Annotated in this window: 13 protein-coding genes; 6 read left to right on the top strand and 7 right to left on the bottom strand. The window is 41.4% G+C overall.

Going from position 1 to position 18,251, the window contains the following annotated elements:
- Positions 1–5: 5 nt before the first annotated feature.
- Genes fucP through KQP79_RS09990 form a run of 3 tightly spaced genes read right to left on the bottom strand, consistent with a single transcriptional unit; the run spans position 6 to position 3,208 of the window.
- Complete coding sequence (gene fucP / locus KQP79_RS10000) at positions 6–1,298, bottom strand: L-fucose:H+ symporter permease (RefSeq protein ID WP_004309619.1); 1,293 nt, start codon at positions 1,296–1,298, stop codon at positions 6–8.
- 38 nt (positions 1,299–1,336) lie between these two features.
- Complete coding sequence (locus KQP79_RS09995; protein ID WP_134978761.1) at positions 1,337–2,260, bottom strand: amidohydrolase family protein; 924 nt, start codon at positions 2,258–2,260, stop codon at positions 1,337–1,339.
- A gap of 15 nt (positions 2,261–2,275) precedes the next feature.
- Positions 2,276–3,208, bottom strand: coding sequence for an aldo/keto reductase (locus KQP79_RS09990; protein ID WP_087317084.1), 933 nt, complete (start codon positions 3,206–3,208; stop codon positions 2,276–2,278).
- Positions 3,209–3,387: 179 nt separating this feature from the next.
- Here KQP79_RS09990 and KQP79_RS09985 point away from each other — a divergent pair, with 179 nt between their 5' ends.
- Positions 3,388–4,422 (top strand): LacI family DNA-binding transcriptional regulator, encoded by a 1,035-nt coding sequence (locus tag KQP79_RS09985; protein ID WP_061447964.1) that lies wholly within the window; start codon positions 3,388–3,390, stop codon positions 4,420–4,422.
- Positions 4,423–4,773: 351 nt separating this feature from the next.
- Here the strand turns inward: KQP79_RS09985 and KQP79_RS09980 are convergent, their stop codons facing one another.
- From KQP79_RS09980 to KQP79_RS09965, 4 genes are all read right to left on the bottom strand, one after another.
- The gene (locus KQP79_RS09980) at positions 4,774–5,388 is read right to left on the bottom strand and encodes an FKBP-type peptidyl-prolyl cis-trans isomerase (RefSeq protein WP_004299631.1); all 615 of its coding nucleotides are present in this window, start codon (positions 5,386–5,388) and stop codon (positions 4,774–4,776) included.
- Between the two features lie 11 nt (positions 5,389–5,399).
- Positions 5,400–6,941, bottom strand: a complete 1,542-nt coding sequence (locus KQP79_RS09975; protein WP_004299629.1) for a glycine--tRNA ligase — start codon at positions 6,939–6,941, stop codon at positions 5,400–5,402.
- Positions 6,942–7,044: 103 nt separating this feature from the next.
- Positions 7,045–8,313, bottom strand: coding sequence for an ATP-binding protein (locus tag KQP79_RS09970; protein ID WP_004324509.1), 1,269 nt, complete (start codon positions 8,311–8,313; stop codon positions 7,045–7,047).
- Between the two features lie 81 nt (positions 8,314–8,394).
- Complete coding sequence (locus tag KQP79_RS09965; RefSeq protein ID WP_004305143.1) at positions 8,395–8,892, bottom strand: HU family DNA-binding protein; 498 nt, start codon at positions 8,890–8,892, stop codon at positions 8,395–8,397.
- Between the two features lie 233 nt (positions 8,893–9,125).
- Here KQP79_RS09965 and KQP79_RS09960 point away from each other — a divergent pair, with 233 nt between their 5' ends.
- The 5 genes from KQP79_RS09960 (at position 9,126) to KQP79_RS09940 (ending at position 18,249) form a co-directional block, all read left to right on the top strand.
- A complete protein-coding gene (locus KQP79_RS09960; RefSeq protein ID WP_022199325.1) occupies positions 9,126–10,271 on the top strand; it encodes a xylose operon transcription regulator XylR in 1,146 nt (381 codons plus the stop codon).
- 108 nt (positions 10,272–10,379) lie between these two features.
- A complete protein-coding gene (locus KQP79_RS09955; RefSeq protein ID WP_008642909.1) occupies positions 10,380–11,567 on the top strand; it encodes an alpha/beta hydrolase family protein in 1,188 nt (395 codons plus the stop codon).
- 168 nt (positions 11,568–11,735) lie between these two features.
- A complete protein-coding gene (locus tag KQP79_RS09950; RefSeq protein WP_004299620.1) occupies positions 11,736–14,885 on the top strand; it encodes a SusC/RagA family TonB-linked outer membrane protein in 3,150 nt (1,049 codons plus the stop codon).
- A gap of 12 nt (positions 14,886–14,897) precedes the next feature.
- The gene (locus tag KQP79_RS09945) at positions 14,898–16,532 is read left to right on the top strand and encodes a RagB/SusD family nutrient uptake outer membrane protein (protein ID WP_004299618.1); all 1,635 of its coding nucleotides are present in this window, start codon (positions 14,898–14,900) and stop codon (positions 16,530–16,532) included.
- A gap of 19 nt (positions 16,533–16,551) precedes the next feature.
- Positions 16,552–18,249 (top strand): DUF5018 domain-containing protein, encoded by a 1,698-nt coding sequence (locus KQP79_RS09940; RefSeq protein WP_008776506.1) that lies wholly within the window; start codon positions 16,552–16,554, stop codon positions 18,247–18,249.
- Positions 18,250–18,251 lie beyond the last annotated feature (2 nt).

Below are 18,251 nucleotides of genomic sequence, written 5' to 3'. Positions count from 1 at the left end.
ATTTATTAATCGATTACTTTATAACCTTTCCAGCCGTAATATGCACAGAAGACAAAACAAATCATCGGTACACAATAGGCCATATAATAGATATGCTCATTGGCGTGCATGAAATAAGCCGTCAACTGTGGCAGGCAGGCATTGCCGACAATAGCCATTACCAGAAATGCCGAACCGCTCTTTGTCTGACTCCCCAGTCCTTTTAGCGCCAATGAGAACTGCGTGGGGTACATTATAGACATAAAGAAAGAGATAGCCAACATTGCGTATAGCCCGATCATACCTCCCCATATCATCACTACCCCGCACAAAAGAATATTCATCAAGGCGTAAACCAGTAGCATATCCTGTGGACGGAATTTCACCATCAATCCGGTACCGATCCAACGCCCCAAAAGAAATGCGAGCATATACAATCCGAAGAAGGTAGTCGCTGTATCTTCCGGCAATCCGGCATAAGTGCAACAGTAAACCAGGAACAGACTGTTTATCGCCGTCTGTCCGCCGTTATAGAAGAATTGCGCAATCACTCCCCACCGCAAGTGTGAATGCTTCAATACACCGAAGTCTATCAGTTTTTCTTTCTGGCTGCCCTCTTTCGTTTTACCCAAAGAAGTCGTTTTATCAGAAGAAGCCGTTTCTCCTTCGTCCCCAATCTTCGGCAATTTTGAAAAGACGAAGACGACAGCTATGGCAATCAACAATATAGCCAATATCAGATAAGGAAGTTTCATGGCATCCGTTTCCAATTGGATATAGGCCTGCCAGCCTCCCGGATAATCTATAGGAAGGGTCTCTCGCGTGTAATGAGCTCCGCTAAGGATGAGCTTACTCAAAAACATGGCAGCGATAAAAGCTCCGAGTCCATTGAAAGACTGCGCTAGGTTCAATCGGCGGGGAGCTGTTTCGGGGGCTCCTAAAACCGTCACATACGGATTGGCAGCTGTCTCCAGAAAGCACATTCCCGTAGCGATAATAAAGAAGATACAGAGGTAAGCCCAATATTCTTTTAAAATGGCGGCAGGAAAGAAAAGCAGGCCTCCGATTGCTGCTAATACCAGTCCGAAAATAATTCCCGCCTTATAGCTGTAACGTTTCATAAACATCGCTATGGGGATGGGGAAAATAAAATAAGCCAACCAGTAGGCAGTCTCGGTAAAGGAGGCTTCAAAGGTATTCAGTTCACATGTCTTCATCAATTGCCGGATCATTGTGGGAAGCAGATTGCTGCTTATCGCCCACAGAAAGAAAAGGCAGAAAACTAACGCTAAAGGTATTGTATATGTATTCTTTTTCATGGTATAAATCTAGTTTTACGATAAGGATGTTTTCTCTATCATTCGGACATGTTCTTGATGTAAGGAAGTACGGGGAGATCCGTGAATCCATAGAAGTTCCGGGCATTTTCTCCCAAAAAGAGTCTTTTGTCCTCTTCCGTCAACTCGGAAGACTTCACCACAAAATCGTATGACATCTTGTAGGTGATTGCTGTAATGGTGCGCGGATAGTCCGATCCCCACATCAGTTTCTCCATGCCAACTAAATCCGCCGCTTCCCGAATGGCTTTCACTGCTCCTTTGAAAGGATAAAATTCATCATTGAAAAGCCAGGTGATTCCGCCGGATTCAATCATCACATTGGGATGACGTGCCAGGCGGATTTGTTCTTTCCAGTCCGGACGTGTCACCATTCCGAAGTGTCCGACAGCTATTTTTAGGCGGGGACATTCCTGAATAATCTCTTCCATTTCGGGAACCTGTGTTGCTCCGTCAGCCAAGTCGATGGAGAGCATGACATTCCGTTCTTCCATAGAATGAAACATCTGCATCATTTCCTCATTATTCAGCATTACCCGTCCCTCTTTTAACAACAAGCGCTGGGCAGGGATTTTTATAGCCTTAAAACCTTTGGTTATAAGCTCTTTCGCCTGCTCCAAAAATCCAGGTTTGCGAAACTCACACATTCCGCAAACAAAGAAACGGTTGGGATAATGGGAAACGACTTCCGACAAATAATCATTCTGAATACCGTCAATAAACTCTTGGGTAATGACAGCCGCAGCCACTTGCGCATAGTCCATATTCGAAAGAAAAACTTCCGCGCTATTCACTCCGTCTATCATAAAGGGCGGAACCATTTGCCGGATTTCTCCCATAAATTCCGAACGGCCATTTTCCAAAGTCCGGATAGGCAATCCGTCCACAACAGTATCCTGTCGTAACCACAGATGGGCGTGCGCATCAATAATTGTATAGTCCATACGAATGACGCTGTTTTATGAGTTTGCCCAACTTACACGTTTCTGCTCTCCGATAATCTCCTGCACTTCCCGAACGAGTTCCCAGTCAATAGGTTCTTTGATGAAAGCGATGTTCTTTTTCACATTCTCCGGATTAGTCGTACTAAACAAAGTCGTTGCTATACGGGGATTGCTGACGGAGAACTGCATAGCCAGCTTCTCAACCGGATAATTCTTAGCTTTGCAATGTTCCATTGCTTTACGGCAAGCCTCTACCAAAGGTTTGGGAGCCGGATGCCAGGCAGGAACACCACGTTCACTCAACAGTCCCATTGAAAGGGGAGAAGCATTAATCACGCCGATTTCTTTGGATTCGAAGTAGTCCAGGAAGTCTGCTAATTTATCATCACACAGGCAATAATGGCAGAAGCTAAGCACAGATTCAATCGTACCGCTTGGTGAATGGTCAATTACCCATTTCAGGTTCTCGAGTTGCAAGTCGGTAATTCCAACGTGTCCTACCACTCCTTTTTCACGCAACTCAACCAAAGCCGGCAGAGTTTCATTAACCACCTGATTCAAATCGGCAAACTCCACATCGTGTACATTTATCAGATCGATAAAATCTATATTCAGACGTTCCATACTCTCATACACACTTTCGGTAGCACGCTTTGCAGAGTAATCCCACAGATTTACTCCATCTTTTCCATAACGTCCCACTTTGGTAGAAAGGTAATAACGGTCGCGAGGAAGATCTTTAAGTGCCTTTCCTAAAACAGTTTCCGCTTTATAATGTCCGTAATAAGGAGACACATCGATAAAGTTCATTCCTGCCTCAACAGCGGTAAACACAGCCTGAATGCCTTCTTTTTCTTTCAAATCATGGAAAACTCCTCCTAAAGAAGAAGCTCCAAAACTAAGAGATGATACTTTCATCCCTGTCTTTCCGATTTCATGGTATTGCATACTTTTAGGTTTTAAATCATTTTGTATGCGACAAAAATAGGTCAGTAATAGTTTCAGTGCAGCAGAGAGCGGTCGAAAAACCAACGTAACGGTTTACGTAAAAAATATTGCTTCAGATGCTTTTAATTTTCCGAGAATGTGCTTTCTTTGTAAAAAGAATCTAAGTTGCAGACTTTCAAATGGAAAACCGGAAACATACTTCACTCAAAGATCTCGCCCAAGCATTGGGGGTGTCGATTCCTACTGTATCCAGGGCACTAAAAGATAGTCCGGAAATCAGCCGTGAACTTTGCGCCAAAGCAAAGGCACTGGCTAAAGAGATGAACTACCGCCCCAATCCTTTTGCCATGAGCCTGCGGAAAAATGCGCCACGTATCATTGGAGTGGTAGTCCCGGATATTGTCACTCATTTCTTTGCATCAATTCTGAATGGAATAGAGAATATGGCTATTGCCAACGGGTATTTCGTGATTATCACGACCTCGCATGAGTCTTACGAGCACGAAAAAAGAAATATTGAGAATCTGGTCAATATGCGTGTGGAAGGTATCATCGCCTGTCTGTCTCAAGAAACAACCGATTTCTCCCACATCTCCACCTTGAAAGACATTAATATGCCACTTATCCTGTTCGACCGTGTTTGCCTGACCGACCAATTTTCATCGGTGATAGCAGACGGGGCACAATCCGCACAGATGGCTACACAACATCTCCTGGATAATGGAAGCGAGCGGGTAGCTTTTATCGGAGGAGCTAATCATCTGGATATTGTAAAGAGAAGAAAACATGGTTATCTGGAAGCCTTACGTGAGAATCGTATTCTTATCAAAAAGGAGCTAGTTGTTTGCCGGAAGATTGATTATGAGGAAGGCAAGATTGCCACAGAAACTTTACTATCACTTCCACAGCCTCCGGACGCTATTCTTGCCATGAATGACACATTGGCTTTCGCAGCAATGGAAGTTATCAAAAACCATGGCCTCCGCATACCGGATGATGTGGCAATCATCGGGTATACAGACGAGCAGCATGCTAATTATGTGGAACCGAAATTATCAGCAGTATCACATCAGACCTATAAAATGGGAGAAACTGCCTGCCAACTACTTATCGATCAGATAAAAGGAGATAAGACTATCAAGCAGGTGACGATTCCAACACATTTGCAGATTAGGGAGAGTAGTATAAAAAATCAAAAATGTAATCTTCTGTAATATAAGCAAGAAGGAACAAAACATAAGGAGTAGTCAAACGACATCATGACAATGAGGATTATGGATTGATGATGAAAATGAAAAGAATGCAAATCAAGCTATTGTATGGGATAAATGGAACAATCCTATAGGATATGACTTACCTGCAGATAAGAATTTCCATGGTATTACTCCTGGTAGAAATACAATATATGAAATACTTCAGTTTTAGAAATAATTCATAGAATAAAAATCATATCTAAACCAATGCTATATTAATAATAAGCTCCCTTATTCTATCCTTTGCCATAGATGAAATAGGATTAGAATAAGGGAACTTTATTTTAATAAATTCCAAATGATAATAAGTGATTATTTTTCGCACTTTAACATTTGAATATCAAATACTAAAGTTGAATAACCTAAAATAGTAATCGAAGAACCTTTTGGAGTATAATCACTACTACCATAACCATATTTCCATGGAACATACACTTCCAAACGTTCACCAATTTTTCTTCGTTGCAATACCTCTGACAAACCAGTCACAAGCCCATTAATTGTTAAGTTCGCAGTTCTTGAAAAATCAATGCTAGGATTCGCTTCAGTAAAAGAGCCATCAAACGCTTCCCCTATAAAGTTATCTTGTTTATCAACATAACCACCAGTATTACCCCAAATGATATAAGAACCTTTATAATATACAGTAACCTCATCTGTTGCCCGCGGGATAATATTTTGAATCACCCCATCTCCCACAGGAGTTTTCTTTTTAAAATAGATAGGAACTCCAGGATATGCAATCATATGAATAGAATCCAACTGACCACGTGTAGCGGTATTTGCATGAGCATTGGCTATTGAATCTATAAAAGCTTCATTACGTGCCTGCCAGTTATCATATTTGCCCGTCTCTTCCGTTTCACTGCAAGCAGTGAATGCAAGAGCCAGCAATACTAAGGAGAATAAATAGATCTTTTTACTCATTCGTCAAAGTTTTATTGTAAAGTTTTCAATAGAGAAGTGATGCTTACTCTGTCTGCGATGATATTATTCAGTTCAGAGATAGCTACACGCTCTTGTTGCATGGTATCGCGATTACGCAATGTCACGCAGTTATCTTCTAATGTCTGATGATCGACTGTTACACAGTACGGAGTACCAATAGCATCCTGACGGCGATAACGCTTACCGATACTATCCTTTTCGTCATATTGGCAATGGAAGTGGAACTTCAGGCTGTCAATAACCTCGCGGGCTTTTTCAGGCAGACCGTCTTTCTTTACCAACGGCATAACCGCCAGTTTCACCGGAGCCAAAGCAGCAGGTAATTTCAGAACCACACGGCTTTCACCATTTTCCAATTGCTCTTCGCAATAAGATGCGCTCATGATGCTAAGGAACATACGGTCAACACCGATAGAAGTTTCGATTACGTACGGAGTATAAGACTCGTTCAGTTCCGGATCGAAGTATTTGATGCTCTTGCCGGAGAACTTCTCATGTTGAGACAAGTCGAAGTTAGTACGAGAGTGAATACCTTCCACTTCTTTGAATCCGAACGGCATCAGGAATTCGATATCAGTAGCGGCATTTGCGTAGTGAGCCAGTTTATCGTGATCGTGATAACGATAGCTTGCATCGCCGAATCCAAGAGCTTTATGCCATTTCAGACGGATTTCTTTCCATTTCTTGAACCAGTCAAGTTCAGTTCCCGGTTTTACAAAGAACTGCATTTCCATCTGTTCGAACTCACGCATACGGAAGATGAACTGACGGGCAACGATCTCGTTACGGAAAGCCTTACCAATCTGTGCGATACCGAAAGGAACTTTCATACGACCCGTCTTCTGTACATTGAGGTAGTTTACAAAAATACCTTGTGCAGTTTCCGGACGAAGATAAATCTTCATTGCTCCTTCGGAAGTAGAACCCATTTCAGTAGAGAACATCAGATTGAACTGACGAACTTCTGTCCAGTTCTTTGTACCGGAGATCGGGCATACGATTTCTTCATCAATAATGATCTGACGCAATTCTTCCAGATTACCGTCGTTCAGAGCTTTAGCAAAGCGAGTGTGAAGTGCGTCGCGTTTTGCCTGATGCTCCAATACACGTCCGTTGGTAGAACGGAATTGAGCCTCATCAAAAGATTCGCCGAATCTCTTGGCAGCTTTCGCTACTTCTTTATTGATTTTATCGTCATACTTAGCCAGCTGATCTTCGATCAACACGTCAGCACGATAACGTTTCTTAGAGTCTTTATTGTCAATCAAAGGGTCATTGAATGCGTCTACGTGTCCGGAAGCCTTCCAGATAGTAGGATGCATAAAGATGGCAGAGTCGATACCGACAATGTTCTCGTGCAACAGCACCATGCTGTCCCACCAGTATTTCTTGATGTTATTTTTCAATTCAACGCCCATCTGACCGTAGTCATACACAGCGCCTAGTCCGTCGTAGATATCGCTCGAAGGGAATACGAAACCATACTCTTTGCAATGCGATACAAGCTTCTTAAAAACGTCTTCTTGTGCCATTTTCTTTTCTATATCTATTAATTTGAATTTGCTTTTTTCGTAAAAAGTGCCACAAAGATAGGGATTTATCTCATAAATAAGACAGGGAGGGTATTAATTTATCTTATTTACCCAACAACCACTTCCAAACCGGTATTACCTCAATCGCACATTTTTCCAACTCAATCCGTTCTTCATCGTCATACGTTATTATCAATAACTGCCGACATTCAAATACCTTATTCAATTTTACTAATGCCTGAACTTCCCGTTGGAAAGTCTCATCAGAGAGATTCATGGTATAACAGACCTGTATAGCCACTCCTGTATCAGGCAAATAAAAATCAACCTCTACATTTCTATTATAAAAGAATACAGCATCGTCCGTCCCATAACGCCGCAATAGTGTCACAGCAACCAAATTCTCAAGCAACGAGGTATCAGCATCCAAAAGAAGCAAATTGAGAATGCCATTATCCGCAAAATAATATTTCGGATTAGTTTCACGCTCCACCAATTTATCCGCAATATTTTGTATAGGAATCAGCAAGCAAGCATCTTTGGCATATTCCATGTAGTTAATGACAGTATTCTTCGATATTTTCACTCCGGTTGAAGCAACAATATTAGTTATACGAGTAAACGAAACCGGTTGCTTTATACTTTCGGCCAATTTGCGGAAAAGGATGCGTAAAGCAAAAGTATTTTCGATGGAATGTCTTGCAGCAATATCTCCTAAATATATCTTTTGGTAAACACTTGTCAGATAATCCCGTTTTGCGGCAAGCGATGCCCCTTCCGGAAAACCACCGGAACGAAAATAATCATTGAATATACGCTTTATTTCTGCCCGGCTCTCTGTTGCAAACAAAGAATTCTCTGTAACTTCAACCCCATTAGCATAAAGAAACTCTTTAAAATCATAAGGGTATACATGTACTGTAATGTATCGTCCCCCCAAAGTGGTAGCTACATCCTGACTAAGCATTTTAGCATTGCTTCCTGTCACATAAGCCCTATATTTATTATCAGCCAATCGCCGAACAAACTTGTCCCAACCATCAATATTCTGAATTTCATCCAAGAAAAGCATCGGCCTGTCTGTTGACATCTCGGCATGTACTTCCAGTATGAGATTTAAATCTGCCGCCGTCATTCCAATCAAACGTTCATCTTCAAAGTTCACATATAGCATTTCATTCCAAGTATGCCCATTATGCAAAAGTTCCTGTATCCGTTGATAAAGTAAAAATGATTTTCCTGCTCGCCGGATACCTACAAATACATAATTTCCAAACTCTTCAAACTGAAAGCTACGAGGTATAACTTGATGTTTGACCACCTCATTTCTATTATCTAATAGAACTTCTTTTAGTATTTCTCTTCTAATCATATTTCAAGATATTGTTCTAACCACTGAACAAATATAATCTAATTCTGTTCAATTAACAAGACAATATTGTTTTTTATTCAACTATTCGTCGATTTCCGGCTCTTCTATGTCGTATTCTGTTTGTTCCAGTTCCCGGTCTGCTTTCTTCATATTTTTCGTTAGCATACTTTCGGGCATATAATATTTAAAAGGTATGCGGGTACACTTTGTCTTCTTCAGTTCCCTGCTGAATTTTGAGTTTGCCACAAAATATACGCGTGAAATAGCAACTTTCCCCGGCGTTACCTGTTCGGGCAGCACACATCCCTGACTGGTCAGTGCCGTTTGAAAGGTTCCCAATCCCTCAATGGTCACCGAATGACCGGAGGAAAGCAGGTCTTGAATACTTTCAACCAACTCCGACAGGATTCCTTCTATCTGCCCACGATGAAAGCCTGTTGTCTTTGCCATCCGTACTGCAAGTTCTTTATTTTTCACTCCTCCTCTTCGCTGCATTTTACTAGGTACACCATACCATAACTCTTTCCGTTCTCCGGATGATAAATCCGCTTTCTTTCTCACTACATAAGGGATAGACATAATCTTACGCTCCTTTCTTTTTAAGTTAGTTATCATAATTTGTACGACACCCGGGTGTCATGCATACTGAGACCCGGGTGTCGAACACAACAACACCCGGGTGTCGTACAGCACGAGACCCGGGTGTCATACAAGTTTTTCTTGCTACAAAATTAAGTTTTTATTATAGGAAAACAAAGGAATTCTTCTATATTTGTGCATCCCTACATTATACTAAAGAAAAACATAGAACTATGATTAAGATTCTTCTATTGATAGACTATTCAAGCGAATTTGACAGGAAACTGCTACGGGGACTTGTCCAATACTCCAAAGAAAACGGCCCCTGGCTCTTTTACCGACTACCTTCTTATTATAGCGCAATGCATGGTGAACAAGGCATTTTAAGATGGGCGAAAGAATGGAAAGCCGACGCCATTATCGGTCAGTGGAATAATGATACGATCGATTTGCAGAAGGAGCTGAATATTCCGGTAGTACTACAAAACTACCATCACCGGAGCGTCACTTACTCTAATCTGACAGGCGACTATAAAGGAACGGGAAGAATGGCAGCCCAGTTTTTTGCCAAGAGAATGTTTCGCAATTTTGCTTATTTCGGCGTTAAAGGGGTGGTTTGGTCTGACGAACGTTGCGAAGGGTATCGGCAGGAAGTAAAACGCATCGGAGGCGAATTTTTCAGTTTCGAATCGGATAAGCAGGAAGACGAGATAAGAATGGAAGTCAGCCAATGGTTGCAGCAACTCCCCAAGCCAGTCGCCCTATTTTGCTGTGATGATGCGCACGCCCTATTCATTTCTGAAACTTGCAAAATGACGAATATTCCTATTCCGGAAGAAATTGCTTTATTAGGCGTGGACAATGACGAACTGATGTGTAATATTTCCGACCCTCCCATTTCATCCATAGAGCTCGAAGTAGAAAGAGGCGGATATTCTATCGGCAGACTTATTCATCAACAAATAAAAAAGGAACACGAAGGTACTTTCAATATTGTTATCAATCCTATCCGCATCGAATTACGGCAATCTACGGAGAAACACAATATCAAAGACCCTTATATTCTGGAAGTAGTGAAGTATATAGAGTCTCATTACAGTTCCGATTTGACCATAGAGTCTCTGCTTGCAAACATTCCGCTATCCCGCAGAAACTTCGAAGTGAAATTCAAAAACGCACTGAATACCTCTATATACCAATATATTCTGAATTGCCGGTGTAATCATCTTGCAGATCTACTGCTCACAACCGACCGTCCATTGGCCGATTTAGCAATGGAAGTAGGCTTTACAGACTATAATAACATTGCCCGGATTTTCAAAAAATTCAAAGGATGTTCACCTATTGAATACCGGCAGAAAAAGACTAGACAAAGATAAAATAAACGCTTTCTGAAGACTGTTTTTCGTTTTGACATTAAGATCATTCATGAGAATGACCTACCTTTGTTTTCATACCTTTCGAAATACATTTTAGATATTAATACTATGCAAAGACATACCATAAGAGGAAAAACAAGAACGATTATCTATCCTATTATTATTTATTTGGGGGTCACCTCAATAATGGGGTGCAAAAGATTAGAGATTAACCAGACAAAAAGAAACTGGGAGAAGCTATCCGCCTACTTTACCCCACCACCACTGTATCAGGAGAAATTTGGAACTTACCGCAATCCTCTTTTATTTTACAATGGAGATACAGTCAAAAACGCAGACGATTGGCTAAAACGAAGAAAAGAAATAAAAGACAAATGGTTGAACCTGATCGGTCATTGGCCGGCTATCATCACCAATCAAAAACTGGAGATTATAAAAACCACAGAACGCGAAGATTTCAAACAACATTTAGTGCGTTTTTATTGGACTCCTCTGGAACAGACTTACGGCTATTTACTGGAACCAAATAAGAAAGGGAAACATCCTGCCGTTATCACAGTATTCTACGAACCGGAAACAGCTATCGGATGGGGAGGAAAAGCTAATAGAGATTTCGCCTACCAATTAACCAAAAGAGGATTCGTTACTCTCTCATTAGGAACTAGACAGACCACCAAAGATAAGACTTACTCTCTCTATTACCCGACTATTAACAACTCCACTATGCAACCTCTTTCAGTACTTGCTTATGCGGCAGCCAATGCATGGGAAGTATTAGCCAGAGTCGAAAGTGTCGACTCTACCCGAATTGGTATCATGGGACACTCTTACGGTGCTAAATGGGCTATGTTTGCTTCTTGTTTATATGAAAAGTTTGCCTGCACCGCCTGGAGTGATCCGGGTATCGTCTTTGATGAAACCAAAGATAATTATATCAATTATTGGGAACCTTGGTACTTGGGGTATTATCCCCCACCCTGGAAAAAGATCTGGAGCAACAACGGCAATAACTCTTCAACAAGTGTCTATGCCAGACTATGTAAAGAGGGGCATGATTTACATGAACTCCATTCTTTATTGGCTCCTCGCCCATTTCTCGTATCAGGAGGTTATTCTGATAATGTAGACAGATGGATTCCATTAAATCACTCTGTTGCAGTCAACCGGCTTTTGGGTTATCATCATCGAGTGGCAATGACGAACAGGCCCAAACATGATCCTACTCCCGAATCAAACGAAACTATATATAAGTTCTTCGAATGGTTCTTAAAAAGAAAAACGCCAAAAGAAGATTAACGATGCATTATTCTTCGTTTTTTGAAGATAGTTTTTCGTTTTTGCCACCGCACATATCTTTGAAACAGAATACTTTTGTATCATTAACTAGTTAACCGGTCTAAAGAGACTATTGTTAGAAATTAAAATTTCAAATCGACGATCTAATATTTAAAAACTTATCATGCAATGAAGAAAATCAGATGGAATCCAAGGTTAGTAACCTCGTTGTTTATTACTCTTTTAATGTGCACTCTCGATTGTCTTGCACAAGAAGTAATAAAAGGGTTTGTGAAAGATGGTAATGATGAACCATTACCTGGCGTATCTGTAGCTGTCAAGGGTGCAACGAATGTCGGTACCATTACAAATGTTGACGGCAAATATAGCATTAATGCCCATAAGAATGACGTATTGGTATTCTCCTATATCGGAATGGTCAGCCAGGAAGTCAAAGTAGGTAATAAGACGAATATCAATATCACTCTTAAAGAAGATGTTTCCTCGCTGGATGAAATCGTAGTGGTAGGCTATGGAACTCAAAAGCGCGGTAGTCTGACCGCCGCCATATCTACTGTCTCCGATAAAGAAATCCTTAAAGCCCCAACCATGGGAATCAGTAATATCATCGGTGCACGTGTTGCCGGTATTTCCGCCGTACAAGCCAGTGGACAACCCGGTGCGGATAATGCCTCCTTATCCATACGCGGGCAAAGTGGTATTATCTATGTTATTGACGGCATCAGAAGAAGCGCAAGTGACTTCAACGGACTCGATCCGAATGAAATAGAATCTGTGTCTGTATTAAAGGATGCATCAGCCGTAGCCGTTTATGGTCTGGACGCAAATGGAGCATTCATTGTCACAACCAAAAAGGGACAAACAGATAAAGTCACCATTAGCTATACAGGTACTGTGGGTATCAGCCAGAATGCAGAAGAACAAGAATGGCTCGACGGACCGGGATATGCTTATTGGTACAATAAAGCCCGTCTTCTACAAGGTGATACGGAAGTGTTTACTGTCGACATGGTGCGCAAAATGCGCGAGGGTGTCGACGGATGGGGAAATACCAATTGGTACGATAAAGTATATGGAACCGGTGTTCGCCAACATCATAATATTTCAGCATCAGGAGGAAGTGAAAAGATTCGTTTCTTCACATCTATCGGTTATCTGGAAGAAAAAGGAAATATAGATAAGTTCAAATACCGTCGAATGAATCTTCGTTCTAATATCGATGCACAGTTGGCTAAAGGACTTAGTCTGTCATTAGGTGTTTCGGGGCGTATAGAAAAACGGGATGCTCCCAAATTTTCTGCCGATCCGGATGATTGGATGAATATTCCCCAACAGGTATGCTATGCTTTGCCATACGTACAGGACACTTATGAATATAATGGGAAAATATACGATGTTTCAACCCCGACTTCCGGTTCTCCGGTAGCTCCTATCGCATCCATATACGATTCAGGATATAACAGGTCCAACCAATCATATATGCAGTCTAATTTCAGTCTGAAATACGACACACCTTGGCTTAAAGGATTAAGTTTAAAATTCCAGGGAGCGTACGACTTAGTTCATGGGATGACTAAACAGTTGACCAAGCCGAATGAAGTCATGATTATGGATTTACCTAATGCAGCCACTACCACACTCACCTACCATAAGGACTACAGTGTTTTGAAAGATACACCTATATTATCCGAATCGGCATCACGCGCCCAAGAGTTCACAACGCAAACCAGTATCACGTATGATAACAAATTTGGAGATCACTCGATCGGAGTATTATTACTGGCCGAAACACGGGAACGTAATAGCAACAATCTCGGTGTAACGGGAACCGGATTAGATTTCATTCAGTTGGATGAGTTGAACCAAATCACAGGATTCACCAAAGAGGGGAAAGAGCAACCTGCTATACCTTCGGGTAGCAGCAGCCAGACACGTGTAGCCGGTTTTGTAGGTCGTTTGAACTACAATTACGCTGACAAATATTATTTGGAGGCTTCACTACGCCACGATGGTAGTTATCTGTTTGGTGGTATGAACAAACGCTGGGTCACCCTGCCCGGTCTCTCTCTTGCCTGGAGAATCAATAATGAAAAATGGTTTCATGCTACTTGGGTAGACAATCTGAAATTAAGAGCAGGTATTGGAAAAACTGCAACCAGCGGTATCCAGCCTTTCCAATGGAGAAATACGATGAGCACATCCCCCAATTCTGTAGTAATAGGCGGAGCCAGTCAAACTGCTATCTATCCGTCCGTATTGGGAAATCCCAATTTGACATGGGCGCAATGCCTCAACTATAATATCGGAATAGATGTAACTTTATGGAATGGATTATTAGGAATGGAACTGGATGCTTTTTATAAATATGAATATGACAAATTATCTTCTGTAACCGGTTCGCACACTCCTTCCATGGGAGGCTATTATTTTTCAACTGCCAACGTTAATAAAGCAGATTATAAGGGTTTTGATGTCACCTTTACACATCAGAACAGAATCGGAAGTTTCAGCTATGGAGCCAAATTAATCTGGTCATACGCATACGGAAGGTGGCTCAAATATGCAGGTGACTCTGAAAACACACCGGAATACAGACGACTGACCGGAAAGCAAATCGGTTCGAAAATGGGATTCATTGCCCAGGGATTGTTCCAGAGTGAGGAAGAGATAGCCAACTCCGCTACCATGCCCGACCGACCGGCTTATCCCGGATATATCAAGTATATGGATAGAAATGGAGACGGTATTATAACCGTCAATCAAGATCAGGGGTATGTAGGTAAAAGTTCAAGGCCGACCCACACAGGTTCTTTCAATTTATTTGGTAACTGGAAAGGATTCGATTTTGATATTTTAGCATCATGGGGGCTTGGCAGCGATGTTGCATTAACCGGAGTATATACGGCAACCGGTTCATCCGGAATCCAAAGCGCTACGGCCTTCACGCGTCCATTCTATCAGAATGGCAATGCACCAGTCTATCTGGTGGCAAACTCCTGGACACCCGAAAATACAAATGCAGAGTTCCCTTGTCTGGAAATCAATCCGAGAAGTTTGAATAACGGGCTGGCCTCCACATTCTGGTATCGTAACGGAAACTATTTGAGAATAAAAACAGCGCAAATAGGATACAATTTCCCTAAAAAATGGTTGAGTCCATTGGGAGTGGAAGCTCTTCGCCTCTATGTTGAGGGATACAACCTTCTGACTTTCAGCGCTGTGTCCAAGTACAACATCGACCCGGAATCTCCAGCTGTAAACAATGGATATTATCCGCAACAAAGGACTTATACACTTGGAGCTAAAATCACATTCTAAAATATACGCTATATGAAAAAGTTATGTATTAATATATCACTCTTCTTTATGTTGCTGACTTTAAGTTCGTGCAACGACTGGCTGGATGAAGTAAAACAAACGACTACCGTTAGTGATGAAATCATCTGGCAAGATGAAACCCAGGTTGACAAATATGTGAATAGTTTCTATCCCCTCCTGCATGATTACGGTCAATTCGGGGAGGCCCAATTCTACGGAAGTTTTACAGAAAGTCTGACTGACGCATTTAAGTATGGTTCATATACGCTGGGACACAGAGCCGGCCATCCTAATCTTTATGTACTTACACCGGATGCTATCTCTCCGGATAACTGTCTATACAGTATCTGGCTACGTTCAACAGCATACAAACAGATCCGAGAAACAAACCAATTTCTATCTCTACAAAGAAAATATTCCGAATTTTCAGCAGACAGAAATAAGCTTTGGGAAGCTCAAGTACGCTTTTTCCGTGCATTTGTATATTTCCAGTTAGCCAAAAGACATGGAGGTGTCATCTTGTATGACGATCTGCCGGTATCAACTAATAAAGCCCGCAGCAGTGCTGAAGAAACCTGGCAATTCATAGCTGACGATCTTGATTTTGCAGCCAATAATTTACCCAAGGAATGGGATGCGGCAAATAAAGGGCGTATCACCAAAGGAGCAGCCTATGCACTGAAATCAAGAGCTATGTTATATGCCAAACGTTGGCAGGATGCCTATGATGCTGCTAATAATGTAATTGCACTCAAACTATATGGTCTGACGGACAAATATGAAGATGCATGGAAAGGGAATAATAAAGAAGCGATTCTGGAGTTTGATTATGATGCTGCCAACGGGCCTAATCATCTTTTCGACCGGTATTATGTACCACAATGTGATGGTTATGACAATGGTTCAACAGGAACTCCTACCCAGGAAATGGTAGAATGTTATGAAAGCAAAAATGGAGAAAAGATAGACTGGACACCCTGGCATGGCATTACTGATGAAACTCCTCCATACGACCAACTGGAACCTCGCTTCGCCGCAACTGTAATCTATAGAGGATGTACCTGGAAAGGGAAAAAGATGGATTGCAGCCTTGACGGAAAGAATGGTGTGTTTATGCCTTACCGGGAACAGGGTACTTCATACGGCAAAACCACAACCGGTTATTTTTTAAGGAAATTGTTAGATGAAACGCTAACAGACGTCAAAAATGGGAAAAGCGCCCAACCGTGGGTTGAAATTCGCTATGCAGAAGTTTTATTGAACAAAGCAGAAGCAGCTTATCGACTCAATAAGATCGGGGAAGCCCAAAGTGCAATGAATGAGGTACGCGCCAGAGTAAAAGTGAATTTACCGGGTAAATCCTCTACAGGCGAGGCTTGGTTCAAAGATTACAGAAATGAAAGAAAGGTTGAACTAGCCTATGAAGGTCATTTATTCTGGGATATGCGTCGTTGGGAATTAGCCCATATTGAATACAACAACTATCGCACACATGGCTTCAAAATCATTGGCGCTACCAATACATACGAATATGTTGATTGCGACGGGCAGGACCGCAAGTTTATAAAGAAATTATATGTCCTTCCTGTACCGTCTGAAGAATTGAAGAATAACTCATTGATTGAGCAATATGATGAATGGAAATAACAATAAAACTCTTAGAACAATGAAAAACAAAATTATATCAATCATCCAGGCATTAGTTCTTCTATGGGGAGTAACTAGTTGTCACAGTCCTGAAGAGTTGGGTTCTGACATTCAACGCGAAGGTATCAACAGCATCACTGCATCGTTTCCGAACGATGACAGCAGCGAAAATAGTTTCAAAGGTGAGATAGATTATACCAATCATTCAATCACATTTGTTTTCCCATACAATTATCCCAAATTGTCGGATAATGTATTGCCGACCTCTGCACTAAAACGGGTAAGATTGAGTGCCAGTTTAGCGAATAATGTCAGTGTAACTCCACCATTACTTTATATGGATCTTACCCAAGACAACTATATCACAGTGAAAGATCAGACCTCCGGGACTAGTACCGAATTCAAAGTAATAGGTGAAATCCGTAAGAGCAACGAATGTAGTATCACCAAATTCGATATTCCTGCCATAGGGCTATTGGGAGTCATTAATGAAAACGAAAAAACAATTTCATTAGTAACCATAGATAATGTAGGGGAGCAGATAGCTAACATTGATATCTCACATGGAGCAACATGCAGTCCCAACCCCGAAACAGAAGCACTAGACTATGAACAAGAACAGACCATTGTTGTCACAGCACAGAATGGTATAGATAAAGCAACATATACGGTAAAAAAAGATATTCCGCAAAAAACTGTTGCAGGTATTCGCCAAGGAAGCGGTAAGCTATTATGGTCTAAAAGACTATCTGAAATAAGCGGTATTCTGCTACCGGGTAAAGTAACCGGACTTGCAGTAGTCGACAAATATGTTGTCATCAACGAACGTGCCAATGATCGTGCCATTTACTTAAATAGCCAGACCGGAGAAATAGCAGGTTCTATGGATATCAGCCAATTTGCCGGTGATAATTCAAACTTCCATGCAACAGCAGATCGGGGAAATAATATTTTATTCTGCAGCTATACTCCATCAGGAGGTACTTTCACTGTATGGAAAGCTAATGGAGTGAATGAGAAACCACAGAAATATATTGAATATAAAACTGGCACTAACATAAGATTTGGTTGGAAGATCTCTATCCAAGGAGATTTGGATGCCAATGCCCTTATCACAACTCCGGTATTCCAAAAGGATAGTAAAGTGCAATTCGCCCGTTGGCGTGTCATAAATGGTACTTTACAATCACAAAGTCCGGAATTTGTCATTATGAGTTCCTCTCTACTGACTTCAAACTGGATTAAATGGGCGGATGTGATTTATGCTGATGACACTGATACTCAAAGTGACTATTTCTTGGCCAGCCATGTCACAGATACTTCTGCCAAACGCTATTTCTACTGGTTTAAAGGAACAGACAATAGCATAAAAGCGGCAAATACGGGTGCTCCGGGTAACACAATTATCAATGCCGTAGACTATGCCGTGTTCAACAAAGTACCTTATATCATTTACAATCATGTAAATAGTTTCAACTATGCCGTAACTGGTTCTGATGCTGTCCGTATGTATGATCTTAGTAGCGGCTCGTTCGACAACCAAATAATAGTATGTCCGGACAAGATATATGGAGGTCTCGAGAATTCCGGTCAAAACACCGAAGGAACCGGAGATGTCGTATTTAAAGTTGCCAAAAATGGTTATTATCTATACGTTTATCTCGTATTCTCTAATGGAGGCATCGCCTGCTACCAATATGACTGTATTGATATGTAATA

Origin of the sequence: Bacteroides sp. DH3716P (assembly GCF_025914115.1) — a bacterium.
Taxonomy (GTDB): Bacteria; Bacteroidota; Bacteroidia; order Bacteroidales; family Bacteroidaceae; genus Bacteroides; species Bacteroides ovatus.
The sequence above is the reverse complement of the archived record's forward strand: the minus strand, read 5'-3'. Positions and strand labels throughout refer to the sequence as shown.

Bases quoted from the DNA above. Each gene is read 5' to 3' on its own strand.
- KQP79_RS09950 (WP_004299620.1), top strand. From the start codon at position 11,736: ATGAAGAAAATCAGATGGAATCCAAGGTTAGTAACCTCGTTGTTTATT.
- KQP79_RS09980 (WP_004299631.1), bottom strand. From the start codon at position 5,388: ATGAGTAAAAAGATCTATTTATTCTCCTTAGTATTGCTGGCTCTTGCA.
- KQP79_RS09940 (WP_008776506.1), top strand. From the start codon at position 16,552: ATGAAAAACAAAATTATATCAATCATCCAGGCATTAGTTCTTCTATGG.
- KQP79_RS09985 (WP_061447964.1), top strand. From the start codon at position 3,388: ATGGAAAACCGGAAACATACTTCACTCAAAGATCTCGCCCAAGCATTG.
- KQP79_RS09955 (WP_008642909.1), top strand. From the start codon at position 10,380: ATGCAAAGACATACCATAAGAGGAAAAACAAGAACGATTATCTATCCT.
- KQP79_RS09990 (WP_087317084.1), bottom strand. From the start codon at position 3,208: ATGCAATACCATGAAATCGGAAAGACAGGGATGAAAGTATCATCTCTT.
- fucP (WP_004309619.1), bottom strand. From the start codon at position 1,298: ATGAAAAAGAATACATATACAATACCTTTAGCGTTAGTTTTCTGCCTT.
- KQP79_RS09975 (WP_004299629.1), bottom strand. From the start codon at position 6,941: ATGGCACAAGAAGACGTTTTTAAGAAGCTTGTATCGCATTGCAAAGAG.
- KQP79_RS09995 (WP_134978761.1), bottom strand. From the start codon at position 2,260: ATGGACTATACAATTATTGATGCGCACGCCCATCTGTGGTTACGACAG.
- KQP79_RS09960 (WP_022199325.1), top strand. From the start codon at position 9,126: ATGATTAAGATTCTTCTATTGATAGACTATTCAAGCGAATTTGACAGG.
- KQP79_RS09970 (WP_004324509.1), bottom strand. From the start codon at position 8,313: ATGATTAGAAGAGAAATACTAAAAGAAGTTCTATTAGATAATAGAAAT.
- KQP79_RS09945 (WP_004299618.1), top strand. From the start codon at position 14,898: ATGAAAAAGTTATGTATTAATATATCACTCTTCTTTATGTTGCTGACT.
- KQP79_RS09965 (WP_004305143.1), bottom strand. From the start codon at position 8,892: ATGTCTATCCCTTATGTAGTGAGAAAGAAAGCGGATTTATCATCCGGA.